The following is a 23,552-nucleotide window of genomic DNA, read 5'->3' on the forward strand; positions in this document are numbered from 1 at the left end:
TCTATGGAAACGACACCAACCAAACGAGTCGCATTATATATTCGAGTGAGTACACAAGAACAAGCTTTAGAAGGACACAGTATTCAAGCACAAGAACAAAATGGACGACAGTTTGCCGAACGGATGGGCTACGAAGTAGTAGAAGTTTATGCGGATGAAGGAATCAGTGGGAAATCCATAAAAAATCGGTTCGCCTATCAACGAATGATGAACGATGCTCGGAACCATCGTTTTGATCTACTAGTGATTTGGAAATTGACCCGTCTCGGACGCAATATGTTAGATGTCTTACAAACCGTCGAGGAACTATTGCGATATGATGTGGGGTTACATTCGATCTCGGAACAATTTGACGTGACCACTTCGACAGGTAAACTGATGTTACAACTTCTTGGGAGTTTCGGTGAATTTGAACGCAACCAAATTGCGGAGAATGTTCAAATGTCAATGCAAAGCTTAGTGAAAGATAAAAAGCGTTATGCAGGAGGACGACGTTTAGGCTATGTCAGTGGTATTGACGCGAATGGTCAAAAACAATTGGTCATTGAACCAGAAGAAGCGAAAATTGTTCGTCTGATCTATGCAAAATATTTAGGCGGAGCAGGGTATCGAGCGATTGCCAATTTTTTGAATCGTCAAGGATATAAAACAGTCAAAAAGAATGCTTTTTCTACCACGGCAGTCAAAGATATCTTACGTAATAAAATTTATGCAGGGTATTTAGAATATGCGCGCTATATCAATTGGGAAACCAAACGACGGAAAGGAAAAAATCCGAAACCGATTTTAGTGAAAGGAACCCATGAACCGATTATTTCGGAAGAAGATTATCAAAAAGTACAAGAACGCCTTGCTTTAGAAGGAAAACAACCCAAATGGAACCATACAGGTGAAAATGTATTGACGGGGTTGTTAAGATGTCCGGAATGTGGGTCACCAATGGCAGCGAGTAATGTCACAAATACCCTAAAAGATGGCACAAAGAAACGAATTCGGTATTATTCTTGTTCAGTCTTTCGAAATAAAGGAGCAAGTGTGTGTCATGCCAATTCGATTCGTGCCGAACAAGCGGAAACATTTGTCGCCGACCGATTAAAGGAGATCGTTCAGCTACCAGAAGTTCTTCCCCGATTGGTGGTAGCGTTAAATGAAGAAATAGTGCGACAAAGCCAACCATTGGAACAAGAACTTGTGGTGTTACTGGAACGAAAGGAAGAATTGAAGACTAAAATTGAAAAATGGGAAGCTGCTTTGGAAGATAGTCCTGAATTGTTTCCGATATTAAAAGACCGCTTAGACGAATTGACTGAAAAAAGACGACAGTTACACATTCGAGAGAATGAAATCTTAGGGATCTTTCAACAACAAGGAGAGCCGATTCAAGTCAAAGATGTCCAACGGATATTGACTAGTTTGGATCGTTTTCTTGCCCAGAGTGAGAAGAAGCAAGTCAAAGCCTTGTATCGAACTTTTATTGAGAAAATCACCTTTGATCCTAAACAGAAGGAGATATTGGAAATTACGATGAAATTCACACCTGCCGTGGTACAACAATTGAATGAGCAATATCAAATAGCCGTATCCAAAACAAAGGATACGGCTATTTTTGTGTTAAAAACACCCTTTACGTTAACGATCTAGTCTAGGTTATATCAAGCAACGTGAGAGGGGCGCTAACGCTTCTCTAGCGAGTTGAAATCGTTAGAAAAGAGTTAGGGAGGTGCGTATCAGTATACTTTAAAAAATTTATCTATAATTATTTGTGGTTACAACTAATTAAAATATTCTTTTTAGCTCAACTTTTTCAAGAATATCGACAAGACTAGGATATTTTTTTATATATGCATATCCTTGTGGTGCAGTAACTCCTAAATTTTTTAAATTAGACAGACTTATTGGTAAAAGTATTTCTTCTAGGTGGATAATTTCGTAAGCATATTTTCCCTTTTGAACTAATTGTTCAAACTTATCGTCTCCTAAAAAGTAGTGTTGATTTTTCTTAAGTTTAGTAATTGGATTTTTTACAATCAATTTATACTTTAAAGCTTTGGTGGGGATTGTTTCGTAAATCCAAAAGATATTATAAGGATCTGAGGTAAGATAGAAATTTCTAAATTCAAAGTTTTTTTGTTTGTTTATAATTTTTTCCATGTATCGTGGATAGATACTAATAAGGATATTGTTAGTCATCGAGTGTCCATAATTCTCGTGTGGATTTTTCATCAATATAAGCTAAATATCTATTTTCAGTTAACTTAGCTGCCAGTTCCTTACTAGCTTCAGTCATTTCTATTAATGCTTTCCAATTGGGGATAGGGGTATCCAAACCAGAAATTTTTGTCGGCTTATTTAAACGATTCCATTTTCTAATTGTTGTTCCTACTCTTATAGCTGAACTCGAACTGTTTTCTGTATTGTATTTATTTTTCACTTGTAAAAGAATTGGTGAGGTTCCTAAATAACAGAAATCAACAGCTCGATATACAGAGCCGGCGCACCAAATCCAACCTTCAGGTTCTAACACTTCGGCTAAATATTCCTCTAAAATACTTCCGTTCATGTTCTCAGCGCTCATATATAAAAAATGTCCACGCAAGTAGTCATTCAATACTTTTTGATCATCAATATTAGCATTTGCTGCTACTCTAGTAGTTAAAGCAGCATCTTTTTCGCCAAATGTTTTAAGAGGTTTTTTTAATGCTGGGTTATTCCTATCCCTGATGTATTTATTACACCATTTTGTTAAGTAAATTTTTGCCATAATTAATGGATTATCACTATCAGGTACTGATATACCAGTGAACAAACTTGGTCCATTGTTGAGTGCAAAATAAAAAAGTTCTTTTAAATTTTTATGATACTTACTATCTTCAACGTCATCGATAACTTCATCAAAAATAATGGATGCCTGTTCTTTGGTTAAATCTTCATTTAAGATTGATTCAAAAGTTCTATTTTTGTTAGGCATAATCTTATCTCCTACTTATATATTTTCTATAATAAAAAGATTATCAAACAAAAAGATTTAATACAATAGAAATTTATGTTAGTATATCAAAAGATTAAACGGGTCTAATTTTAGTTTCGTTAAAAAGGGAGTGTAAACTTTGCAACTTTCAGTAGAAGAAGTAGCCAGATATTTAAAAATTTCAGAACAATATACTCGACGCTTAATGAAGAGTGGAAAAATAAAATCTGAGTTAGCTAAGCGAAATTGGGTAACTACGGAAAAATCAGTTGAAGATTTTATAAAATCTGAAGCTTTTGTAATAAATCCAAATGATAGAATTCGCCAAAATAATGACATTCCACAGATTGTCGCATTATCATTTTTTAGTGGTGGTATGGGATTGGATATAGGAATGGAAAATGCAGGAATTTCTCCTTTATTAGCTTGTGAAATAAACAAAGAAGCACGGGCAACTATTGTGAAAAATAATAGTTCGATAGGTTTAATTGGTGATATATGGGAATGCACAACCGAAAAAATATATCAGTATGCCCAATTACCTAAAGATAGAAAAATTGATATCATATTTGGAGGTCCACCTTGTCAAGCATTTTCAACTGCAGGAAATAGAAAAGGTTTTGAAGATGCTAGAGGGGATGTATTTATTAAATATATTGATTTAATTGGAGAATTAAAGCCCTCTTATGTTGTAATTGAAAATGTTAGAGGATTACAATCTACTCAAGCAGTCTTAGAGGATACTAAAGGGCAGCCAGTTAAAGGTGGAGTACTACATTATGCTACTGAAAAATTAAAGTCTTTTGGATATAGTGTTTCATTTGAATTGTATAATGCAGCCAATTTTGGTGCTCCACAAAAAAGAGAAAGATTTGTTATTATAGGTAAACTAGGTGATTCTAAAGTTCCATATTTAGAACCTACTCATTCTCAATATGGAGAATTTGGATTACCTAAATGGGTAACTTTGGGAGAAGCAATAGGAGACATACAAGATAAACCAATGACTTATTCTCAAATACCTAAAAAGAGATTAGAGTGGTTTAAAAAAATACCTGAAGGTGGCAATTGGAAATCATTATCTGAAGAAGATCAAAGAAAAGCCATGGGGAAAAAATATTTTATGGGTGGAGGCAAGACAGGATTTTATAGAAGACTTTCTTTTAGTGAACCTAGTCCTACATTAGTAACTGTACCTACCATGCCTGCAACCGATTTGGTACATCCTACTGAACTTCGACCACTTTCTGTTGAAGAATATGCTAGAATACAAGGATTTCCAGACGATTGGACTTTCTGTGGAAATACATCAGAAAAATATAAACAAATTGGAAATGCTGTTCCTATCAAGTTAGGAGAAGCTATTGGGAAAGCAATATTAAAAGATATAAAAGGAATTCCACCAAGGAATTATCCTAACTTTAAATTTTCAAGATACAAATATACTTCAGATATTACTTTTCCTGAATTATATGAGAAAAATTTAAAAACAGCATTAAGTAGTAGTTTGCCTGTAATTGAAGAATTTCCATTACCAATTTGATAATCAACTCATAATGTAGTAAAGCAATGAGAGCGTAATATAAAAAAACTGTAAATTACAGATATTAATAGTCTGTTATTTACAGTTTTTTTAAATATCATTCACTCATGATACGCAGCTCCGTATCATAAATAATGATATTTTTTAGAGACAGAGAAAAAATAGTAAAACAGGGGAGTATCAAATGAGTGAACTTAAACAATTTTCTACGTCTACTTTAGCTGAGTTGCAAAAAGATGCGAAAGATCTTTACTATGTCTATTGCTTGGTTAATCCTAGAAATAAGCAGACTTTTTATATTGGAAAAGGAGATCGTATTTTTGCCCATCGCCGAGCTGCATTGGGTAAGTTTAGAAAATACGATTTACTTGAAGAAAATGAAACAGCTAGAACCTTGAAAATAAGAACCACCCAAAAAATAAACAGAATGAATCAAAAAATATTAAGCTATATATCTTTAGCTATGGGTTAACTGAGAGCGAGGCTTATGCCAGTGAGAATGTCTTGATCAATTATGCTCAACTGGTTCAAGGACTTTCGTTGACAAATTTAGTAAAAAGGCATGGTTCTAAGGCAATGCTAGTTGAAGCGATAGAAGAACAATATGGATCCAAGAGATGTCTATAAATGAAATAGCGACGGATGCGTTGATTTTAGTGGTAAAAGTGAGAGACGCTTTTAATCTTTGTAAAGATGAATCGCAAGAATATCCGATTGATGACAGATTTCGTGATGATAATAATTTAAAATCTCGTACGCTAGGTAACTGGATAATTGGTCGTGACAAAATACAATCGAATTCGCTATGTTATAGCTGTTAATACAGAAGCAGATAATGCGGTTGTTGCTGCGTATAAAGTTTCTTCTCACTATTCGGAATCGAAGAAATTTGAAAATGGTCGAACACGCTATGCGTTTCAGACATTATCGAATAGAGAAGATACTTTGCGAGAACTTAATTTATATAAACGATCTTTACCAGATATCAAATTTGGTAGTGGGGGCGCAATTGCATATATTAATAATTAGAACGGCATTCTAAGTGAATAGGATGATATTCATAGGAATGGTCTTAATCAACAGGTGGTATGAACCCAACTATTATTATGGTTCATTTTTCAACAGGATTTGTGAAGCAACTAAGAGTGGTGAGTGTAACTCATAATAGCTAAAAGAAAACCTCACGTTAATTAATTTCCACTATCTAGGAAAAAAGTAAGTTTGAAAGCGCATACTATGCTAGATAAACTAAACGTGTAAGAAAAAAAGGGGAGATGGTAAAGATGGCAAAAAATATTTTGTTGATTTGTGGTTCTGGAGCTTCTAGTGGATTTATGGCAGCTGCTATTCGTAAAGCAGCGAAAAAAAGAGGAGAAGAAGTGACTGTGAAAGCGGCTAGTGAGTCGCAATTGGATGAACGGATCAATGAGATTAATTATCTGTTGATTGGTCCGCATTTATCTTATATGTTAGCAGACCTCAAAGCACAAATTGAAGGAAAGAATGTGAAAATAGCAGTCATTCCACCAGCAACCTATGGCACTTTGAATGGAGATAAGGCACTAGATCTGATTTTAAGTATGGAGGGCTAACAAATGATGAATAAAATTATGGACTTCATGACGAACAAATTTGCGCCAAAAGTAAACAAAATTGTCAAGAATCCTTGGGTCTCGGCGATCCAAGATTCGATCATGACGGCTTTGCCGTTAGTTTTTGTCGGTTCATTAGTCACAGTGGTTTCTCTGTTAAAAAATCTTTTTGTAGGTTTACCTGATTTTTCAATGATTAGTAATTTTTCTTTTGGGATGTTTGGTTTGATCGTTTCTTTTTTGATTCCTTATTATCTAATGGAAAAAAAGGGAAACAGTGGACAAAAACTGATTTCAGGTGCTACCGGATTAGTGTTATTCATGATGTTACTATTTCCAACGGTATCTGCTGAAGGAAATGCAACGTTTATTCTCTCTCGGTTTGGTGCTACAGGCATGTTTCTTGCGATTATTTCAGGTCTTTTTGTTGCCTGTGTGATGAATTTTGCTGCTAAAAGATCATTTTTCGATGAAGATACACCGATCCCTGATTTCGTGGTGGGATGGTTTAATAGCTTGTTGCCGATTACTTTTATCTTGATCGTTGGTTGGTTTATCACGGTACAATTGAATGTTGATTTCTTTGAAGTGGTCGTTTGGGCATTTAGTCCATTGGCAAAAATCGTTCAATCTTATCCAGGTTTTGTCTTATCGGTTTTTATCCCAGTCTTTTTATATACTTTCGGTATTTCAGGTTGGGTGATGATGCCAGCCATTTATCCGGTATATATGGCTGGATTGGCTGCTAATGCTGGGGCTGTCGCAAATGGCGGTCAAGCGATGAACATTGCCACTCAAGAAACTTGTTATGCTTTTTCATCGATGGGGGGTGTGGGGACTACCTTAGCCTTGTCTGTAATGATGTTACTAATAAGCAAATCAGCACAATTAAAAGCGATTGGAAAAGCGGTCTTTATCCCCTCGATCTTTAATATTAATGAGCCATTGGTTTTCGGGGCACCGATTGCTTTTAATCCTTATTTGATGATTCCTATGTGGATCAATGCACTGATCGTACCAACGATTTCTTATGTTGTAATGAATATGGGCTTCGTTAATATTCCAAGTCAATCATTCTTGCTGTGGTACATGCCATATCCATTCACATCTTATTTAGCCACTCAAGATTTCCGTGCGGTCATTGTCTGTCTTTTGATCTTTGTTATTACATGGTTTATCTTCTTACCCTTTTTTAAAGCTTATGATAGTTCATTATTAAAACACGAAAAAATTGCTGAAGAACAGGAAGCAGCAAAAGCAATGCAAGCTTCAACTGCTCAATAATTGGAGGTAGTAGTATGTCACAACAGTTTGTGGAAGAAACAGATAACCTGAACGAATTATCGATGAATATTTTGATTCATGCAGGTAATGCTCGTGAATTACTGGTAAAAGGACTAAATGCACTGGAGGAAATGGCGTTCGATCAAGCAGAAGAATTGATTAAATCGGCGCATAAAGAAGTTGTGATTGCTCACGGATTGCAAACAGATACGTTACAAATGGAAGCTTCAGGAGAACAAATCCGCTATTCTACTTTGTTCTGTCATGCGCAAGATACGTTGATGACGGTGCAAAGTGAGATATTGATTGGTGAACATATGGTGTGTTTGTTTCGGAACTTTTCAAAAAAATTAACTAAATAGGAGGTATTCCATGTTTAAAGAATACAAAATGCCAAAAGATTTTCTTTGGGGAGGGGCGATCGCCGCCAACCAAGCAGAAGGGGCTTATCGAGTCGATGGCAAGGGCATCAGTCTCGCTGATTTACATGTTTTTCATGCGGATAAAACGAATGCAGAAATTGCGGAAGAACAACATAAAGGGATGTCTTTGTCTCAGTTGAAGGCGAATATGACGGATGAACAAGGGTATTATCCTAAACGTCATGGGATCGATTTTTATCATACCTATCCTGAAGATTTAGCACTATTAGCAGAGATGGGCTTTAAAACGTTTCGGACGTCTATTGATTGGTCGAGGATTTTTCCTACGGGTGATGAAATAGAACCGAATGAAGCGGGTTTGGCTTATTATGATGCGTTAATTGATAAGATCCGTGAGTTAGGGATGGAGCCGATTATTACAATGCTTCATTACGAAACACCGGTAGATATTACTTTAAATTACAATGGTTGGCATAATCGAAAGGTGATCGATCTATTTGTAAAATATGGAAAAACGATTTTAGATCGTTACAAAGATAAAGTAAAATATTGGATCGTCATCAATCAAATCAACTTGATCCAATTTGAACCATTCAATTCAACTGCTATTCCTTATGACACGGTTGATCATTATGAAGAAGCTAGTTATCAAGCAATCCATAATCAATTCGTTGCTAGTGCTAAAATCTACGAATATGGGAAAAAGCTCAACCCTAAAATGCAAATCGGAACGATGGTTGCAGATTGCACCGCATATCCATTTTCTTGCGATCCAGATGATATCATTTTAGCTTTACGTCGTAATCGGATGGAGTATTTCTATACAGATGTGCAATTTCGAGGGAAATATCCTCAGTATGCCTTAAATTATTTTGCTGAAAACAATATCCACATAGAGATCACTGAAGATGACAAAGCTATTTTACAAGCGAATACGATGGATTATCTGGCTATTTCTTATTATTATTCGCAGATGGTCGACTCCAAAAAAAATGATTTGAATCCTGCATCGGTTACGCCTAACCCGAACTTGAAAGCCAATCCGTGGGAGTGGGCAGTGGATCCCAAAGGGTTGTATCATTCGCTATCACAATATTGGGATCGTTATGGTAAAGCGATTATTATTGCAGAAAATGGCTTTGGAATGTATGATCAATTGGAAAATGGCAAGATTCATGATGATTATCGGATGGATTATCTAGCTAGTCACATTGAACAAATGAAACGTGCGATGTATGATGGAGTCAACGTGATTGCTTATTGTGCATGGGGACCGATCGACATTATCAGCTGTTCATCTGCTCAAATGGAAAAACGTTATGGTTTTATCTATGTGGATCTGGATAACGAAGGAAAAGGTAGTGGCGATCGGATTAAAAAAGATAGTTTTTATTGGTATAAAAAAGTGATTGAATCAAATGGAGAAAATCTGTAAATTCACAGTTCAAAGAATAGGTGTGATGTGAGATATGTCTCTTCATTTCCACCTTTTTTGAAATAGTGTGGCAAATCAATTGATAGTAACACATGTGTGGGGGAGATAGAAAGTGACAACGAAAAGGCAAAGAGAGATTATCGCGTATCTTGCAAAACGACAGCAGCATTGGGTCACTGCGACAGAACTAGCAACATTTTGCAACTGTACGACTCGAACCATTCGTAATCAAATTACAAAGATCAATGAGATTGAGAAAAAAATTATTTCTAGTAATCAAGGTTATCGAATCAAGCAACCTACACAAAATGATCAAGTAATTCAAGCAACGAATGACCGTCAATCACAGTTGTTTTTGACGCTGTTAAAAAGTAATCATGGCATTGATCTCTATGATTTAGCAGATACAATGTTTCTCTCTGAGTCAACGTTAAAAAATGATATCAAGCTTTTACGTAACGAGATTCAAAACAAACAATTGAAGTTAACTATCAAAGCCAATCAAGTTTATTTGGAAGGAACAGAAAGTGATAAAAGGCGTTACATGATTTCGTTATTGTATGAGGAAGGCGATTACCAAGAAAAACTGCAGTATCATGTCCAAGATATGATTGGTACGCTTTCACTTATTGACCTAGAGCAAACCATCTATGATGTCTTAGCCTCACACAAAATCAAAATTAATCGCTATTCGATGAATAATATTGTGCTTCATTTTGCGATTAGTATTGAACGAATTCGCCAAGGAAATGATTTGAAAAGTGTGAAGGAATTTCCATTAAGAAATGTTGTAACGGAATTTCAATTGTGCGTTGAGATTACTGAACTTCTTTCGAGCACTTATCACATTTATTTTTCTGATGCTGAAGTCAAGCAGCTATCCTTACTTTTTATTGGATTACAAAATGAATATTTTACGAATTGCAAAGAGCTCGCCTTGTTCAAGATTGTTGAATCTCGAGTGATTGAAACACTAAATGAAGTTTTAGAGAAAGTCAAAGAAACCTATTTGATTGATTTACAAGACGAGGCCTTTTTCAATAAATTAGCTATTCATTTACAAAATCTCTATGATCGATCTCAATATGAAAGATTCATACGCAATGGTAGCCTCTTAGATATTAAAACAGCTTATCCGTTAACGTATGATATTGCGGTTTACCTGTCAATGTTAGTACAGGAAAAATTAGCGATTTGGTTTAATGATGATGAAATCTCTTTTATCGCTTTACACATTGGGGCTTACTTAGAAAGTAAAAAAGAAAAAAGACCAAAGCTACGAGTGCTAGTTGATCACGACAATTATCATGATTTTGAAGAAACAAACGTTCAAAATATTCGTAGTATGCTAGGGGAAGATGTGACGATCCTTGCGGTTGATCATCATGAGATAAAGGTACAAGAAAATGACGTGTATGTTTCTTCTGATCGTGATAGAGTAACTGAAATCAATGGCGCAGTATATGTACACCCCATTTTAACACGCAAAGATCTTGCAAAGATCCAAAAACGGGTGACGGCTAAACGAAAAAGTAATTGGCGGAAACAGATGTTTCAATTGATTGATCGATTTATTATTGAAGATCTATATTTTAATCAATTTGACCCAACGGATCAGACACCTAAAATGATTCGGAAAAAATTATTTGAACGATTGTTAATGACAGGGTATGTTGATGAAGAATTTTCCCAGAGGATGGAAAAACGAGAAATGATGTCGTCTACTAGTTTCCCATCAGGTATTGTAGTACCGCACTCGCTTGAACAACAGGCGAAGAAAAGTGCTCTTTCGGTTATGACTTTACAAGAAACCCTCAAATGGGAGGAATATCCTGTTAAGATCGTGGCTTTAGTTGTAATTTCGCAAAATGAATCCAAAGAATTTAATGATTTTTTTGAAATGTTTATCGAAATAGTTGCTGATCCAATCAATATACAATTGTTAGCTAGTGCAGAAAATTTTACAGAATTCATCTTAAAAATGAAAATGTTGGTCGAAACGGAAGAATGATCAGTGAATATTAGGGATGTTGGTTTCATTCTGAAATCTAGGAAATCAACATTGTAGTACGAACCAAACAAGATCATGGGAACAAGAGGAACGCTAGCTTTTGTCTTATGGATCATTGCTTCTAAAAAGTCAGTCATTAAGCTACTTGTTTTGCGGGCGATAGATCCATTTATTATTTCCTTTATTAGTGGAAAATAGTGTGTATAAATAAGTTATATAATTTTTTAGGTCATAGTTTCAAATTCTGAAAGGTATGTAACAAAGGAAACCACAATGAAAGAAATCAAAGTTTAACTATATATATCCATGAAGTCCAATCTTCTTTATAGAAGATTGGGCTATTTTTTATGGCAAAGGAGAGAAAAGAAATGTTTTAAAACAAAGGACAACGCTATGTCACAAAGGGAGTAATGGATAGTTTTCCGGTGGAATTACAAGTGTTATGTTGGAATTTAATCGATCAAAACGTTCAAAAGAAGCTTCCTTTAGACTATCTTTAAATCTTTGAATTTTCTATAGAAAAAGGAAATCAAAAATTGGTTCATCGTCAAGAAGAATCTGAAGAAAAGAGTATCTGATTTCACCTAAGATTCGTTTGAAATCAGTGTCTCAAAAAAATATGGGTTCATTGATTCGGGGGAGTATCAAACGATGTTATTACCAGAAGAATACTAGTATCTAAAAGAAAGGAGCGAAATGACTTGTTAGAAACGGCTATTGAAGTGCTGGAAAAGTGTGCACAGCTAGTCACTACTCCTGAAGAGTGGGGCTATGAATCCGTTACGATGGAAAAAGAGGAAATTGAAATGGGTGCGCTTCCTAAAGGAGTTCATCTATCACGTTTAAATTGGAAATTACGATAAAATTCACGCTTGCCGTGGTATAACAATTGAATGAGCGATATCAAATAGCCGTATTCAAAACAAAAGATACGGCTATTTTTTTGTTAAAACCCGATCTAGTCTAGGTCATGTCAATCAACGCGAGAGGGGCTCTAACGCTTTTCTAGAGATTTGAAATCGTTAGGGAGGCTCGTAACGAAGAAATTATTAGTAAGTATGATTAAATATTTATCTCAGCTTGAGTAAGTATATCTTTTCGCCAATGAATATTGAAGTTTCCAGCGAGTTGTTTGTAGTATTTATCGATAGTAGTTAAAAGTTTTTGTTCATTATAATCATTTTTCAACATATCAAGTAATTTAGAATTTTCGAGAGGAAAAATTTTAACAAGCTCTGCAAATTCATCTTTATTTGATGATTTTAATGGAACACTAGCAACAGCGTGCCATAAATTAATTGTATTAGTATCTAATTCATCGGCAATAAAAATAGTAATAACATTTTTAGGAGATTTTTCCACAGTCAAGTTAGTTGCGTGCCGAAGAACTGGTTCCCATTCTCCTCGTTTTTGTGCTTGGGAATTCATCAATGTCACTTCTAACATCAATGTTAATTTTTCATAGTTAATAACGATATCACCTGAACCGCCCGTAGCATGTGATAAGGGACGCATATTTCCATCAAGAGTGAGGTTTAAACTTTTTGTAATAAAAAATTCTTCTTTAGAAATGTAAAACCAAGCTATCGCAACAATATATTCATAGATAGTAGGAACAGTAGCAAGTTCTGAAACTTGTGCTTTGATATTTTCATCATCTCGAATAGCAAATAAAGATAACAGTTCTATGATTTTTTCACGAGGAAATTCTGTGAAAATAAATTGCCTAAATTTAGCTTCTTTTTGTTTGGCAACAGCGTTTTCAATCTGAAAAGCACTCTTAACTTTCAGGAGGCTTTGAATTAACGGAATAATTTTATGTTCATCTAGGTCTAGTATCTGAGTAATTGATGTTTCTTGATAAAATGGATAATCTAAGTTTTGTTCATAATTAGAATATTCTTCTTCTCCTGCTAATATCATATCTTCAAAAATGATAGAAAAAATATCTTGATTTGTTGCATTAACTAATCCATTACTAAAATCCAATAAACCAGATAAGTTGAATGTACGTTTAGTCATATCTTTATATTCTTTAACAATGTCATCTTTTTTGGAAAGAAAAAATTGATGATAGATTTGTGAATTATTATCAGACAGTAGCACATTATCAATATTTTTTTCTAAAAAGTCTTCAATATTTTCTGCTCTATTGAAGACTTTTTTTTCAAATCCAAAAGCTGTTTTGATTCTATTATCTTTACTTAATTGGAGTAAAGGTATTAAATTTTCTAGTGTTTTATTTTCTTTAAATTGAAGTAAGTGTATTACAAAATCAAAATACACTGCTTGTGATGAAAAAGTTTTTCCATTTGTAAAAAGTAAGTTAAATTGGTTTTGATTAAGAGGTTTTATGGAAAAAAGTTCTTCAGCAGTAAAATTGCTATGCTCATCAGGAAAGTTTCTATCTAGGAACTCAGAGAATACTTCATCGTTATGTGCTACTTTTTGATAGTCATTAATAATGGCTCTAATTTTTAAATTATCAAAATCTGGTTGTATAAGATGGACTAGTGTTAGAAAATCTTGTTGAGGAATATTTTTATATTTTTTAACAAGTTCTAAAGCAACTCTAAAAGGGTAAAAATAGTTTAGTCCCAGCGAGTCATAAATTCTTAATTTAAGTAGTTGCCTAGTAAAAAGAAGATTATTTATGTCGATTCCAAGTGTTTTTTCAATGATTGTCGGTGCAAGGTTATTGTTATTTAACCAGTTAATAGCTACTTTAGAAAGTCTTCTTTTTTTATTTGTTAGTCCAATTTTTACTAACGCATTTGTGAGTGTTCTTCCGCGTTTTGAAAAATCTTCTTTCTTATTTCTAGAAAATAGATCAGTATTTTTCATTATTTTATTATAAAATTCGGCTTGTGCAACGTTATTCCATTCAGAATATTTTAAGTTATTCTCTTGAAGAAAAGGTAAAATTAGTTTGTAATCGTCTATTAAAGTTTGTCTACGAAAGCTTGTATCTCCTAAATTGAATGTTTTGGCAGACTTTTTTAATTTCATTTGTTTTTTTCCTTTCAATAATTGGTTACTAGTACTTCAATTGTTTTATTTTCTCTAGCTTTAGATTGATAGTTGCTGTTATTATAGTGATAATCTAAAACATGAAGATTGTAATCTGAAGCCCAATTATTAAGAATTTCATTTTCTTTTCCTTTATGGAAAAGAACATTTGAAAGTGCAAACTTAGCCCCTCTATCATTTGCTTTATCTAAATAATCATATAATTCGTATTCATCTTTTTCTGACCATCTTCCACTTTCGTTATAGGACGCAGTAGTAATTAGGTAAGGCGGATCTGCATAGATAAAATCATTTTTTTCGAATTTAATATTTCTAAAATCTTTTGACGAGAAAGTTAGTTTATTATTTTTAATTGTTTGTGCGAATGTTTTAAGTTTTTTCTTCATTCGTTTATTAAAATCACGTTTGCCTACTGGAAGATTATATTCCCCTTTTGAGTTAAAGCGAATTTGATTATTAAAACCGAAAACTATTAATAAATAAAATAGTTCAGGAGAAGGAGAAGTATTATAATCATCTCTCAATTTCAAAAATTTCTCTTTATTATATGATCCTAATCCTTTGGCACTGCTTGTTTTGTAATAATTGTATCCATACATTTTAGAATTTGATAATTTATATTCAGAAATTTTTTTTTCTACACTATTAACGAACTTATTAATATCTATCCGAGAAAGGTATTTATAAAAATCAATAACATGGTTATCAATGTCATTAATAAGATATTTATCTGCTTTGTTTTGCTTAATGAGATTAATTGTTACATTTGCACCCCCCGCAAATAAATCAATAAATCTTGAATAGGTATCGGGAAATAAAGGCTTCAATTGAGGTAATAGCTTTTGTTTTCCTCCAGTATAGTTAAGTGCAGAAGGAATTATTTCATCATCCACTTTACAAAGATATAAAAGCTCTTTGTGATTTGTGATTTGTGATTTACCAGTTGTAAAAGCATTAAAGTCAGTTTCAAAAACTTTTACATGTCCTCTTTTTTTTAAACTAGTAATAATTTCCTTATTTGAAATCTTAGCATTTGAACGAGAATTTCCCTTTTTTGCCATATTGTTGTAGGAAACTAAGATGTAACGAGCATTAATGTTTTGAATCAAATCATCAAAAGCTTGAGGAGCTTTTACTTTTGTATAATCTGAAGCTTTTTTGGAACGATCTACTGCTTTTTTTGCAATTCCTTCGACAGCTGGTTTTTTCCACTCCATGACATTTTCTAAAACATGGTATGCACTTTCATAACCGCGAGAGTTATACGGAGTATCAATATATACTAAATCAGCTTCTATTTTTCTGACAAGTTGATTAGCATCTTGATTGTAAATTTCATTGTTTGAGTTTTTATTAATTTCTGGCATTTTTAAATATAATGGAGTTAGACTATCCATTTTTTTTCTATAAGCATCAAAATGTCCTACTGTATTTGCTATTTTATCCATTGCATATAACAAAGAAGTAAGTAAAAAAGCTTTTTCTCTACTGTTTAAATCATTATAAGTCTCTATCTTTTCACGAATAGCATCAATTTTTCTAGCATTCGGAATAGAAAAATATCTATTTCCAAAATTTTTAGTAACATAACCAGTAATCCCACTAAGACTATTTAATTCTTTGATTTTTGCTTTAACATTTTTTTCATCAATATCTTTGTTATCAAACCAAGTCTGATAAGAAATATAGTTACTTGTAAGTATATCGTTAACGATAATAGTTTTACCTTGCTTATTAAACATATCGGCAACGACACCTGTACCAGCAAAAACATCAGCTACTTTTGTTACATTAGTAGTGTTTTCTGTTACAATTTTATTTATAAAACTAAGCATTTTCTGTTTGCTACCTAAATATCTTCTATTCCCTATTTTAAGAGGAGAATCTATTTCAAAAAGTTTAAGTTGTTCTGAAGTATTTTTAGATATTTTTTTATCTATTAGTTTTATTTGTTCAGTTGTCCAAATATTTTGACGCCCTTTTTTTTCTGTTGGGGCAGGTATTTCTTTTTTTCTAACCCAATTATATAGCGTTTGTCTTGAAATATCATATTTGGTTATTAATTCTTGGGTTGTCATCATTTAGGCATCACTATCCTTTTACAGTTTCAAACTATTCTAGCATATTTTCTATAATATGTGGCTCATTTAGAAAGAATTTTCTATTTATGTTAAATTTTATTATTTTGTTTTTGCTTTATAGTAGTTTGGAATTTGTTTAATAATATCATTCACTTATGATACGCAGCGTTCTATCATAAATGAGGGTTAAGCCAGCTGTTCCTATTTTGTATAAATGTAGCCGAAGTAAAAAGATAGGTTCATGAATCACCGCTGCCTCAAAAAATGATTTATAAACAAGGTCTTCCTACTTTAAAAAAGAAGATAAGCGAATATAAATCAAATAAATGTTTGGTACAGGTAAAGGGAGAAATGTATAAAAAAGAATGCAAAGAATTCAAATAAAAATATAGATTCAAGCAAACACCTAAAGCAGTAAAAATGGCAATAATGAGTCCTATCTTAAAAATTAAATTCGACAATGGAGTAACTAAGTATTTAAAAATTTATCTAAATAAAGAATATATTCAATGGAAAAAAGGAAAAAAATATACTTTCGGTACCTCCTATAACACGGTTAGAATTAGAGATAATGATAAATGATGATGAAGGGTCATTCTTAGTGAGAATGATAAATATTTCCAGATAAATAATGAAACGAAAGCAAAGTCTATATTCATCAGTTGTGATATTGTAAATATAAAATATTAATGAACAATACATTATGAAAAAGTAGAAAACGTATTCTTCATGTACGAGTATATAAAAAGACTTTTAAAGGTAAACTTTAGAAGTCTTTTTATGGCTCACTTGGATTGAAAATCAAATATCTAAATTAAGTGAGCAGAAACAAAAAAATATTTAGCAAAGTTACCATTACTCTTATAGAGAATTGTTCTTTGTTCTATTTTGGAGAGTAAGTGAAGCGATGGCGTAAGATTTATGAGAGTTAAAGTAAATTTTTATAGATTTTTTTTATTAGTCATTATAAACTGTATGATGTTTGAAAAAATGAACGGCTAGTTTCATCCAAGTGGATATGGAGGTAAAGAAATGAGATTTTATCAATTATTACAATTTGATCCTTTTATTCTTAAACAAAAAATGCGCCAAGCAACGCCATCTGAGAAATATTATTATTTTATGGCTTTAATGGTACGTGCTATATTATTGGTTAGTTTTGCCATGACATTTGTTTGTACGATTTCATGGGTTTTTGGAAATGAGAATAAATCATTAGCGGTCGTATTATTTTGTATGCTACTTACTTTTAGAGTCGTGGATTTTGGTTATAAAATGAGCCATTCAATTATTTCTATAGGAATCATTTTAATGATATTTGGGTTATTACCATTATTAGAAGAACAGAAATTTATTGTAGTTAAATGGTTGGGTAATTTTTTATGTTTGTCTACTCTTTTTGTTTTAACTGGAAGTAATCCTAGCATGGGAAACTCGGGTTTATATGGATTCTCTTACTTATTTTTAATGGGAACAGCACAGCATTTAACGAAGGAACAATTTTATGTAAGAACAGAATTATTAGTTGTATTTTTTATAGTACTTTCTACTATATTTTTTATTAAACATAAAGATAAACATATAAATAAAACATGGAAACAGGAGTTTTTAGGAGATAATCTTTTTTCTCAAAGAAATTTATGGTTAATTTATTGTGCATTTGGTTTAAGCATCCTATTATTAATGGGAGATTTATTTTCATTTCAACGTTTTATGTGGATCGGGTTTGCTTTTTCTAGTTTGATTTCTAGTTATGGAACGGATATAAAAAAACGTATTTTCGATCGTTTAGTAGGAATAATAGTCGGTTCCATTTTATTTGGTGTAATTAGTATGTTTCTTTTAAATAGTATTTTAGGAATAGTGGGCGGCTTGGCTTTAGGATTTTGTTCTTCTTATAGAACTAAAACGATATTTAATTGCTTTGGTGCGTTGTCAGTAGCTAACAGCTTGTATCCGATAAATGTGGCTATCAATTTACGCATTATAGATAATATAATTGGTTTGGTTTTCTGTGTATTGTATATGGTTGCTTGTAAAGCTGTATTAAATAACGTATTAATAAAAAGACAATTTAGCAATTAATAAAGTAATTTTACAATTGAAAGAAAATATTCAGGTGCATCTATAACTATTGTTTTATTTATCATTTCTACATCTAAATTGTTCATTGAACTAGTATTTTAGAGAAGCATTCTCGATTTGCCATTTTAGTATAGCAACGTACGACATATATTAATTAAGCCGTATCAATAGTTATAAGATGCGGCTTTTTATTGTGAGGACGATGTACAAAACGGAATCCATTGTTTGAAGTGAAAGCTAATCAAAAAGTATGAGATGATTCATATTAAAAACTTAAATACACAAAGGAAATTGTGTAACTATGAGTGAACAAAAAAGGATTTCTGATGTTTCTTGATCTGTTTTTGTGATTCAATTACAAGATGGAATGGCTTGTGAGAAGGGGAAAGCTGATAATTGAGTTTCCTAATGGTTCTACTGTTAGGATAAAAAATTAAGTATACAATCAATGAAAGCGTTGACTAATGGGGGGAAATGAAGTATAGTTTCTTTGTGAGAAAGATTCGAGGTAGCGACGCAGTTATCTCTAGAGTGATGTTACTGATAAAATCAGGCAGGACTCAGGATTATTATCAAATAAAGCTAATTCACAGCTTATTTGATAGTAGTTCTGAGTTCTTTTTTTGGAAAGGAGTAGCGAATGAAAATTAAAAAGATAATCAACAACAATGTTGCTTTAATTGATCGTGGAGGAAATGAATTGATTGTCTATATGACAGGAATTGCCTTTAAGAAAAAAATTGGTCAACGTATTGATGATTCTGAAATTGAAAAAACATATGTGCTAGATTCAAAAGACCGATTAGAACATTTTAGTTATTTATTGTCGCATTCTGATGATAAACTGATTTCTCTGGTAAATGAGCTTGTTCATTCTTGGGAAAAAGAAAGTGGTAAAAAAGCTAATGATTATCTTTATTTAGCATTATTAGACCACCTTACTTTTGCACTGAAACGGTCAAAAAAAGGGCAATATATTAGAAGTCCATTATTTTGGGAAGTTAAAAAGTTTTACCCAGTTTATTATAAAATAGGATTGGAAGCTTTAAATAAGTTAGAGAAGTACTTTAATTATTCTTTTCCAACTGATGAAGCTGTTTCCATTGCTTTACACTTTGTTAATCTTCAAGAAAAGCATGTTGACTTTGATGAACAGATTGAAGATATGAAAGCATTAAGAGATATATTAAATATTATCAAGTATCACTTTCATTTAGCAATTGATGAAGACAGCATCAATTATATGAGATTAGTCACACATTTACAGTATTTTATTGAACGATTAAGAAAACAACAAGTGTACGTTGAAAATGAATCTCAATTGTTTGAACAAGTTAAAAAGCTATACCCAAAAGCTTATACAGCGGTAGAGAAGATAGAAATTTATGTAAAAGAAACGTTTAATATGTATTTATCAAAAGAAGAATACACTTATTTGATGGTTCATGTGAATCGTGTAGCAGAAAGAGGGGAAAAGAATGAATAATTATTATGAATTTAATCAAACGATTATCGAATTGGTGGGCGGAAAAGAGAATATTGAAGCAGTAGTTCATTGCATGACACGCTTGCGTTTTACATTAAAAGACAAAACGAAAGCGCAAACAAATAAACTTAAATGTTTGGAGGGAGTGATCGATGTCGTCAATAATCAAGTGGCTTATCAAATTATTTTAGGAACACATGTTAGCGAAGTCTATAAAGAGTTGATGACTCAATTGGAACTTTCTTCAAAAGAGGAAGTATCAAATGGCAAAAAAAATCCAATGAAAGCAGCACTTGATGTGATATCTGAGTCTATGACCCCCATACTTGAACCAATTATTTGTGCAGGATTACTTGCAGCTGCTTTATCCATTGCTTCTTTGACAGGAGTGATTTCGACAGAAAGCTCAACTTATCAGATTTTTGATGCTTTACGGTCTGCTGTATTTTACTTTCTGCCTATTTTGATGGCTATGAGCTGTTCCAAACGTTTAGGGGCAAGCCCATACTTAGCGGTAGCGCTGGCTGCTACTATTCTTTCAAGTGCGATCAATGGAGAAAAAGGGCTTGACTTATTTGGTATCGGATTGCCGCAAATTACTTATTCGAACAGCTTTATTCCTATTTTATTAGCCATCTGGTTTATGGGATACGTGACAAAAGTCATCAGAAAAATTGTACCGCAAACACTTCACTATTTTTTATCGCCCTTATTAGTAATGTTAATTACTTTACCAGCAACGTTATTAGTTTTTGGTCCACTAGGATTTTATATGGGGGAAGGAATCATTGCCTTTTTTAATCTATTGATGAAGCATGTAGGTAGTTGGTTTGTTATGATGTTATATTCTGCTCTTCAACCATTTATTATTATGCTTGGTGCGGGAAACTTTATCATGCCAGTTGTTGCTTCGTTAATTGCCGTAAATGGCTATGATCCTGCTTTTATCTCTTCTTGTACAATTTCAGATATTGCAGTTGGAGGAGCCATGCTTGGTTATTTCTTAAAAGCTCGGAACTTAAAACAAAAACAATTATTTGGAACAGTGACACTTTCTGCTGTACTTGGCGTTACTGAACCAGCAATCTATGGCGTTTTCGTTAAATATCGTCGCCCTTTCATTGCGGTAATGCTAGGTGGCGGTTTTGGTGGATTATTTGCAGGTCTGACTGGTGTAAAAGCTTATTCTATTGCTTGGGGGTTGTTTGGTCTTCCTGCATATATAGGTAAAGGAGACTTCATAAATTTCTGGTTTATGTTAGCAGCTGTTGCAGTTAGTTTTATTGGTTCTGCTGTTGCCGCTTATGTGTTGGGGATCCCTCCACAAGAAGAATCAGAGATGTCTCATCAACAAATAACAGAAATAAAAGCAACAAATAATTTGCGCACTCTTTCATTAGGAAATGTAGTGGAAGGAGAAGTAATTCCTTTAAACGAAGTAAAAGATCAAGCTTTCTCAACAGGAGCATTAGGAAAGGGACTTGCTATCAAACCGCAAAATTCCCATCTTTATTCTCCCGTTGTCGGTGAAATTACAGCAGTATTCCCTACGAATCATGCAATCGGAATTCGTTCGCATGATGGAGTCGAGATATTAATTCATATTGGAATTGACACCGTGGAATTGGAGGGAAAATATTTTGATTTAACTGTAAAACAAGGAGATAAAGTAAAAAAAGGACAACTTATTGGGATGGCAGAATTTGATAAAATTGAAAAAGCTGGCTATGATCCGACTACGATTATTGTGATCACTAATACAGATAGTTATGTAGATATTATTCCTTCAGATTTAAAGCAAGTAGTAAAAACAGATTCTTTATTAAATGTCATATTATAGAAGGTGAAAAAATGAAGTTAAGAAAAAATTTTTTATGGGGGGGAAGCATCGCCGCTCACCAATGCGAAGGTGCTTGGCAAGAAGGTGGCAAGGGACCTGCAATTATGGACTATGTTAGACAAGGTAGTTATCAGATTCCACGACAAATTGATCGGGTGATTTCATCTGAAATAATGTATCCATCCCATACAGGTATTGATTTTTATCATCAATATAAAAAAGATATCTGTCTTTTTAGTGAAATGGGGTTTAAAGCGTTAAGAATCTCAATTGATTGGTCGCGGATTTTTCCCAACGGCGATGAGAAAACACCTAATCAAAAAGGTATCGCTTACTATCAAAAACTTGTAGACACGTTGCTCTTTTATGGAATTGAACCGATCGTGACTTTGTATCATTTTGAGATGCCCATTCATTTAGTTAAAGCATATGGTTCATGGACCAATCGGAAAGTCGTTGAATTTTATTTGAAGTTTTGCAAAACTATGTTTAATGCGTTAAAAGGAAAAGTTCGCTATTGGATAACGTTTAATGAAATGAATCATCTGGATCCACAAACAGAAGCAGCAGATATTTTTACGTATATTATCGCAGGGTTAAAGTACTCTGAAATTGAGAATAAAGCACAAACGTTAGCTAAAATTGGTTATAATATGACTGTTGCTAGTTGTTCGGCCGTTGTTTTAGGTAAAAAAATTGATGAAAGAAATAAAATCGGCTGTGTATTTGGGATTGAACCTGTTTACCCGGTAGATTGCAATCCAACCAATGTATTGAATGCGTTCAAACAAATGGAGCGAGATTTTTATCAAATTGATGCCATGTGTAAAGGAAATTTCCCCGAATATAAAATAAATGATTACGAAAATCAAGGAATAAAGCTAGTGATTACCGAACAAGACAAAACTGTATTTTCTAAAGGAACATTGGATTTTATCGGTCTCAACTATTATGCCTCATCTGTTGCAACGTATGAAGGAGCTATTGAAGAAAAGAGTACGTTATTTGGCGGACTGCAAAACCCTTATCTTGTAACGAGTAAATGGGGATGGACCATTGATCCTACTGGCTTGCGGTATCTATTAAATTATACGTATCGAAAATATGGATTACCGATTATAGTCACTGAAAATGGACTAGGAGCTGCCGATCATCTGACAAGCGATAAAAAAGTCCATGATGTATATCGAATTGAGTATCTAAAACAGCACATTCAACAAATGAAGAAGGCTATTGAAGAAGATCAAGTCGATTGTTTTGGTTATTTGACGTGGGCACCAATTGATTTAGTCAGTGCGACAACTGGAGAAATGAAGAAAAGATATGGTTTTATCTATGTCGATAAAGAAGATGATGGACACGGAACATTGGAAAGAGTTAAGAAGGATTCTTTTGAATGGTATAAAAGAGTCATTCATTCAAACGGTGAAGTGCTCTAACTAATGAGGCAGAAATTCCTCATCTTTTATAGGTGAAGGAGAAATGCTGTGTAGTTTAGTGAAGATAGGTGTTCTAAATTACGAATATAAATATAAGACTAAGTAAACTTAACATAAACAATAAGTATTGATTTGTCATTGAAGATATAGTGTGTATTTTCATAGTGGATTTTTAACTTAAAATGAGAGGCTGATAGCAATAGCTCAGCCTCTTGTTTATTGATAAAAATAGTTAAATATGGTTTATTTTATTTGAGCAATAAAATAACTTGTAAATGAAGAGCGATCCGTTCACTTAAAATAATTAGTTGAACGGGTTATTTTTTTATAAGTAAGCGTTTATTACAAAAAGTTGTGTCGTCATTTTCTTATTCT

Annotated in this window: 15 protein-coding genes and 3 pseudogenes; 14 read left to right on the forward strand and 4 right to left on the reverse strand. The window is 33.1% G+C overall.

The window, feature by feature from the left end; genetic code table 11:
- Positions 1-3 precede the first annotated feature (3 nt).
- A complete protein-coding gene (locus tag RV14_RS02840) occupies positions 4-1,641 on the forward strand; it encodes a recombinase family protein (RefSeq protein WP_071854806.1) in 1,638 nt (545 codons plus the stop codon).
- A 309-nt stretch (positions 1,642-1,950) separates the two neighbouring features.
- On the opposite strand, the pseudogene RV14_RS12895 reads toward RV14_RS02840, so the two are convergent.
- Both RV14_RS12895 and RV14_RS02850 read right to left on the reverse strand, forming a co-directional pair.
- Positions 1,951-2,190: pseudogene (locus tag RV14_RS12895) on the reverse strand (hypothetical protein); the annotation flags it as partial.
- On the reverse strand, positions 2,183-2,968 hold the full coding sequence (locus tag RV14_RS02850; RefSeq protein ID WP_071854807.1) for a SinI family restriction endonuclease: 786 nt from the start codon (positions 2,966-2,968) through the stop codon (positions 2,183-2,185). The gene RV14_RS02850 and the pseudogene RV14_RS12895, both read right to left, overlap by 8 nt.
- Positions 2,969-3,107: 139 nt before the next feature.
- On the opposite strand from RV14_RS02850, the gene RV14_RS02855 reads away from it, so the two are divergent.
- The 9 genes and pseudogenes from RV14_RS02855 to RV14_RS02895 all read left to right on the forward strand — a co-directional run.
- Entirely contained in the window at positions 3,108-4,511 is a 1,404-nt protein-coding gene (locus RV14_RS02855; protein WP_071854808.1) for a DNA cytosine methyltransferase, read from the forward strand.
- Positions 4,512-4,695: 184 nt separating this feature from the next.
- Positions 4,696-5,540: pseudogene (locus tag RV14_RS02860) on the forward strand (LEM-3-like GIY-YIG domain-containing protein).
- Positions 5,541-5,785: 245 nt separating this feature from the next.
- Positions 5,786-6,103, forward strand: coding sequence for a PTS sugar transporter subunit IIB (locus tag RV14_RS02865; protein WP_217265345.1), 318 nt, complete (start codon positions 5,786-5,788; stop codon positions 6,101-6,103).
- A 6-nt stretch (positions 6,104-6,109) separates the two neighbouring features.
- Positions 6,110-7,387, forward strand: coding sequence for a PTS sugar transporter subunit IIC (locus RV14_RS02870; protein WP_217265346.1), 1,278 nt, complete (start codon positions 6,110-6,112; stop codon positions 7,385-7,387).
- Between the two features lie 14 nt (positions 7,388-7,401).
- Positions 7,402-7,749: a PTS sugar transporter subunit IIA gene (locus RV14_RS02875; RefSeq protein WP_071854811.1), complete on the forward strand. Its 348-nt coding sequence runs from the start codon at positions 7,402-7,404 to the stop codon at positions 7,747-7,749.
- A 10-nt stretch (positions 7,750-7,759) separates the two neighbouring features.
- Entirely contained in the window at positions 7,760-9,205 is a 1,446-nt protein-coding gene (locus tag RV14_RS02880) for a glycoside hydrolase family 1 protein (protein WP_071854812.1), read from the forward strand.
- A 112-nt stretch (positions 9,206-9,317) separates the two neighbouring features.
- On the forward strand, positions 9,318-11,216 hold the full coding sequence (locus tag RV14_RS02885; protein ID WP_071854813.1) for a BglG family transcription antiterminator: 1,899 nt from the start codon (positions 9,318-9,320) through the stop codon (positions 11,214-11,216).
- 410 nt (positions 11,217-11,626) lie between these two features.
- A complete protein-coding gene (locus RV14_RS12575; RefSeq protein ID WP_245785450.1) occupies positions 11,627-11,716 on the forward strand; it encodes a DUF960 domain-containing protein in 90 nt (29 codons plus the stop codon).
- Positions 11,717-11,917: 201 nt separating this feature from the next.
- Positions 11,918-12,061, forward strand: a pseudogene (locus RV14_RS02895) (4'-phosphopantetheinyl transferase); the annotation flags it as partial.
- 217 nt (positions 12,062-12,278) lie between these two features.
- Here RV14_RS02895 and RV14_RS02900 read toward each other — a convergent pair.
- Positions 12,279-14,225, reverse strand: a complete 1,947-nt coding sequence (locus tag RV14_RS02900; protein WP_071854814.1) for an AlwI family type II restriction endonuclease — start codon at positions 14,223-14,225, stop codon at positions 12,279-12,281.
- A gap of 14 nt (positions 14,226-14,239) precedes the next feature.
- Positions 14,240-16,327, reverse strand: coding sequence for a Dam family site-specific DNA-(adenine-N6)-methyltransferase (locus RV14_RS02905; protein WP_071854815.1), 2,088 nt, complete (start codon positions 16,325-16,327; stop codon positions 14,240-14,242).
- A 1,032-nt stretch (positions 16,328-17,359) separates the two neighbouring features.
- Between RV14_RS02905 and RV14_RS02910 the strand changes: the two genes are divergently transcribed.
- The 4 genes from RV14_RS02910 to RV14_RS02925 all read left to right on the forward strand — a co-directional run bounded on the left by RV14_RS02910 (position 17,360) and on the right by RV14_RS02925 (position 23,177).
- Complete coding sequence (locus RV14_RS02910) at positions 17,360-18,412, forward strand: FUSC family protein (protein ID WP_071854816.1); 1,053 nt, start codon at positions 17,360-17,362, stop codon at positions 18,410-18,412.
- A 640-nt stretch (positions 18,413-19,052) separates the two neighbouring features.
- Positions 19,053-19,898: a PRD domain-containing protein gene (locus RV14_RS02915; protein WP_071854817.1), complete on the forward strand. Its 846-nt coding sequence runs from the start codon at positions 19,053-19,055 to the stop codon at positions 19,896-19,898.
- Positions 19,891-21,738 carry a PTS beta-glucoside transporter subunit IIBCA gene (locus RV14_RS02920; RefSeq protein WP_071854818.1) on the forward strand — a complete coding sequence of 616 codons (1,848 nt, stop codon included), beginning with the start codon at positions 19,891-19,893 and terminating at the stop codon, positions 21,736-21,738. The genes RV14_RS02915 and RV14_RS02920 overlap by 8 nt, the downstream gene beginning before the upstream one ends.
- Positions 21,739-21,749: 11 nt before the next feature.
- Positions 21,750-23,177 (forward strand): family 1 glycosylhydrolase, encoded by a 1,428-nt coding sequence (locus RV14_RS02925; protein WP_071854819.1) that lies wholly within the window; start codon positions 21,750-21,752, stop codon positions 23,175-23,177.
- Positions 23,178-23,552 lie beyond the last annotated feature (375 nt).

It is taken from the genome of Enterococcus ratti, from assembly GCF_001886195.1.
In the GTDB taxonomy this organism is placed as follows: Bacteria; Bacillota; Bacilli; order Lactobacillales; family Enterococcaceae; genus Enterococcus_B; species Enterococcus_B ratti.

What these genes read in the sequence shown, in the direction of transcription:
- RV14_RS02850 (WP_071854807.1), bottom strand. Translation starts at nt 2,968, where the DNA reads ATGCCTAACAAAAATAGAACTTTTGAATCAATCTTAAATGAAGATTTA.
- RV14_RS02840 (WP_071854806.1), top strand. Translation starts at nt 4, where the DNA reads ATGGAAACGACACCAACCAAACGAGTCGCATTATATATTCGAGTGAGT.
- RV14_RS02920 (WP_071854818.1), top strand. Translation starts at nt 19,891, where the DNA reads ATGAATAATTATTATGAATTTAATCAAACGATTATCGAATTGGTGGGC.
- RV14_RS02910 (WP_071854816.1), top strand. Translation starts at nt 17,360, where the DNA reads ATGAGATTTTATCAATTATTACAATTTGATCCTTTTATTCTTAAACAA.
- RV14_RS02925 (WP_071854819.1), top strand. Translation starts at nt 21,750, where the DNA reads ATGAAGTTAAGAAAAAATTTTTTATGGGGGGGAAGCATCGCCGCTCAC.
- RV14_RS02865 (WP_217265345.1), top strand. Translation starts at nt 5,786, where the DNA reads ATGGTAAAGATGGCAAAAAATATTTTGTTGATTTGTGGTTCTGGAGCT.
- RV14_RS12575 (WP_245785450.1), top strand. Translation starts at nt 11,627, where the DNA reads ATGGATAGTTTTCCGGTGGAATTACAAGTGTTATGTTGGAATTTAATC.
- RV14_RS02905 (WP_071854815.1), bottom strand. Translation starts at nt 16,327, where the DNA reads ATGATGACAACCCAAGAATTAATAACCAAATATGATATTTCAAGACAA.
- RV14_RS02880 (WP_071854812.1), top strand. Translation starts at nt 7,760, where the DNA reads ATGTTTAAAGAATACAAAATGCCAAAAGATTTTCTTTGGGGAGGGGCG.
- RV14_RS02870 (WP_217265346.1), top strand. Translation starts at nt 6,110, where the DNA reads ATGAATAAAATTATGGACTTCATGACGAACAAATTTGCGCCAAAAGTA.
- RV14_RS02915 (WP_071854817.1), top strand. Translation starts at nt 19,053, where the DNA reads ATGAAAATTAAAAAGATAATCAACAACAATGTTGCTTTAATTGATCGT.
- RV14_RS02900 (WP_071854814.1), bottom strand. Translation starts at nt 14,225, where the DNA reads ATGAAATTAAAAAAGTCTGCCAAAACATTCAATTTAGGAGATACAAGC.
- RV14_RS02875 (WP_071854811.1), top strand. Translation starts at nt 7,402, where the DNA reads ATGTCACAACAGTTTGTGGAAGAAACAGATAACCTGAACGAATTATCG.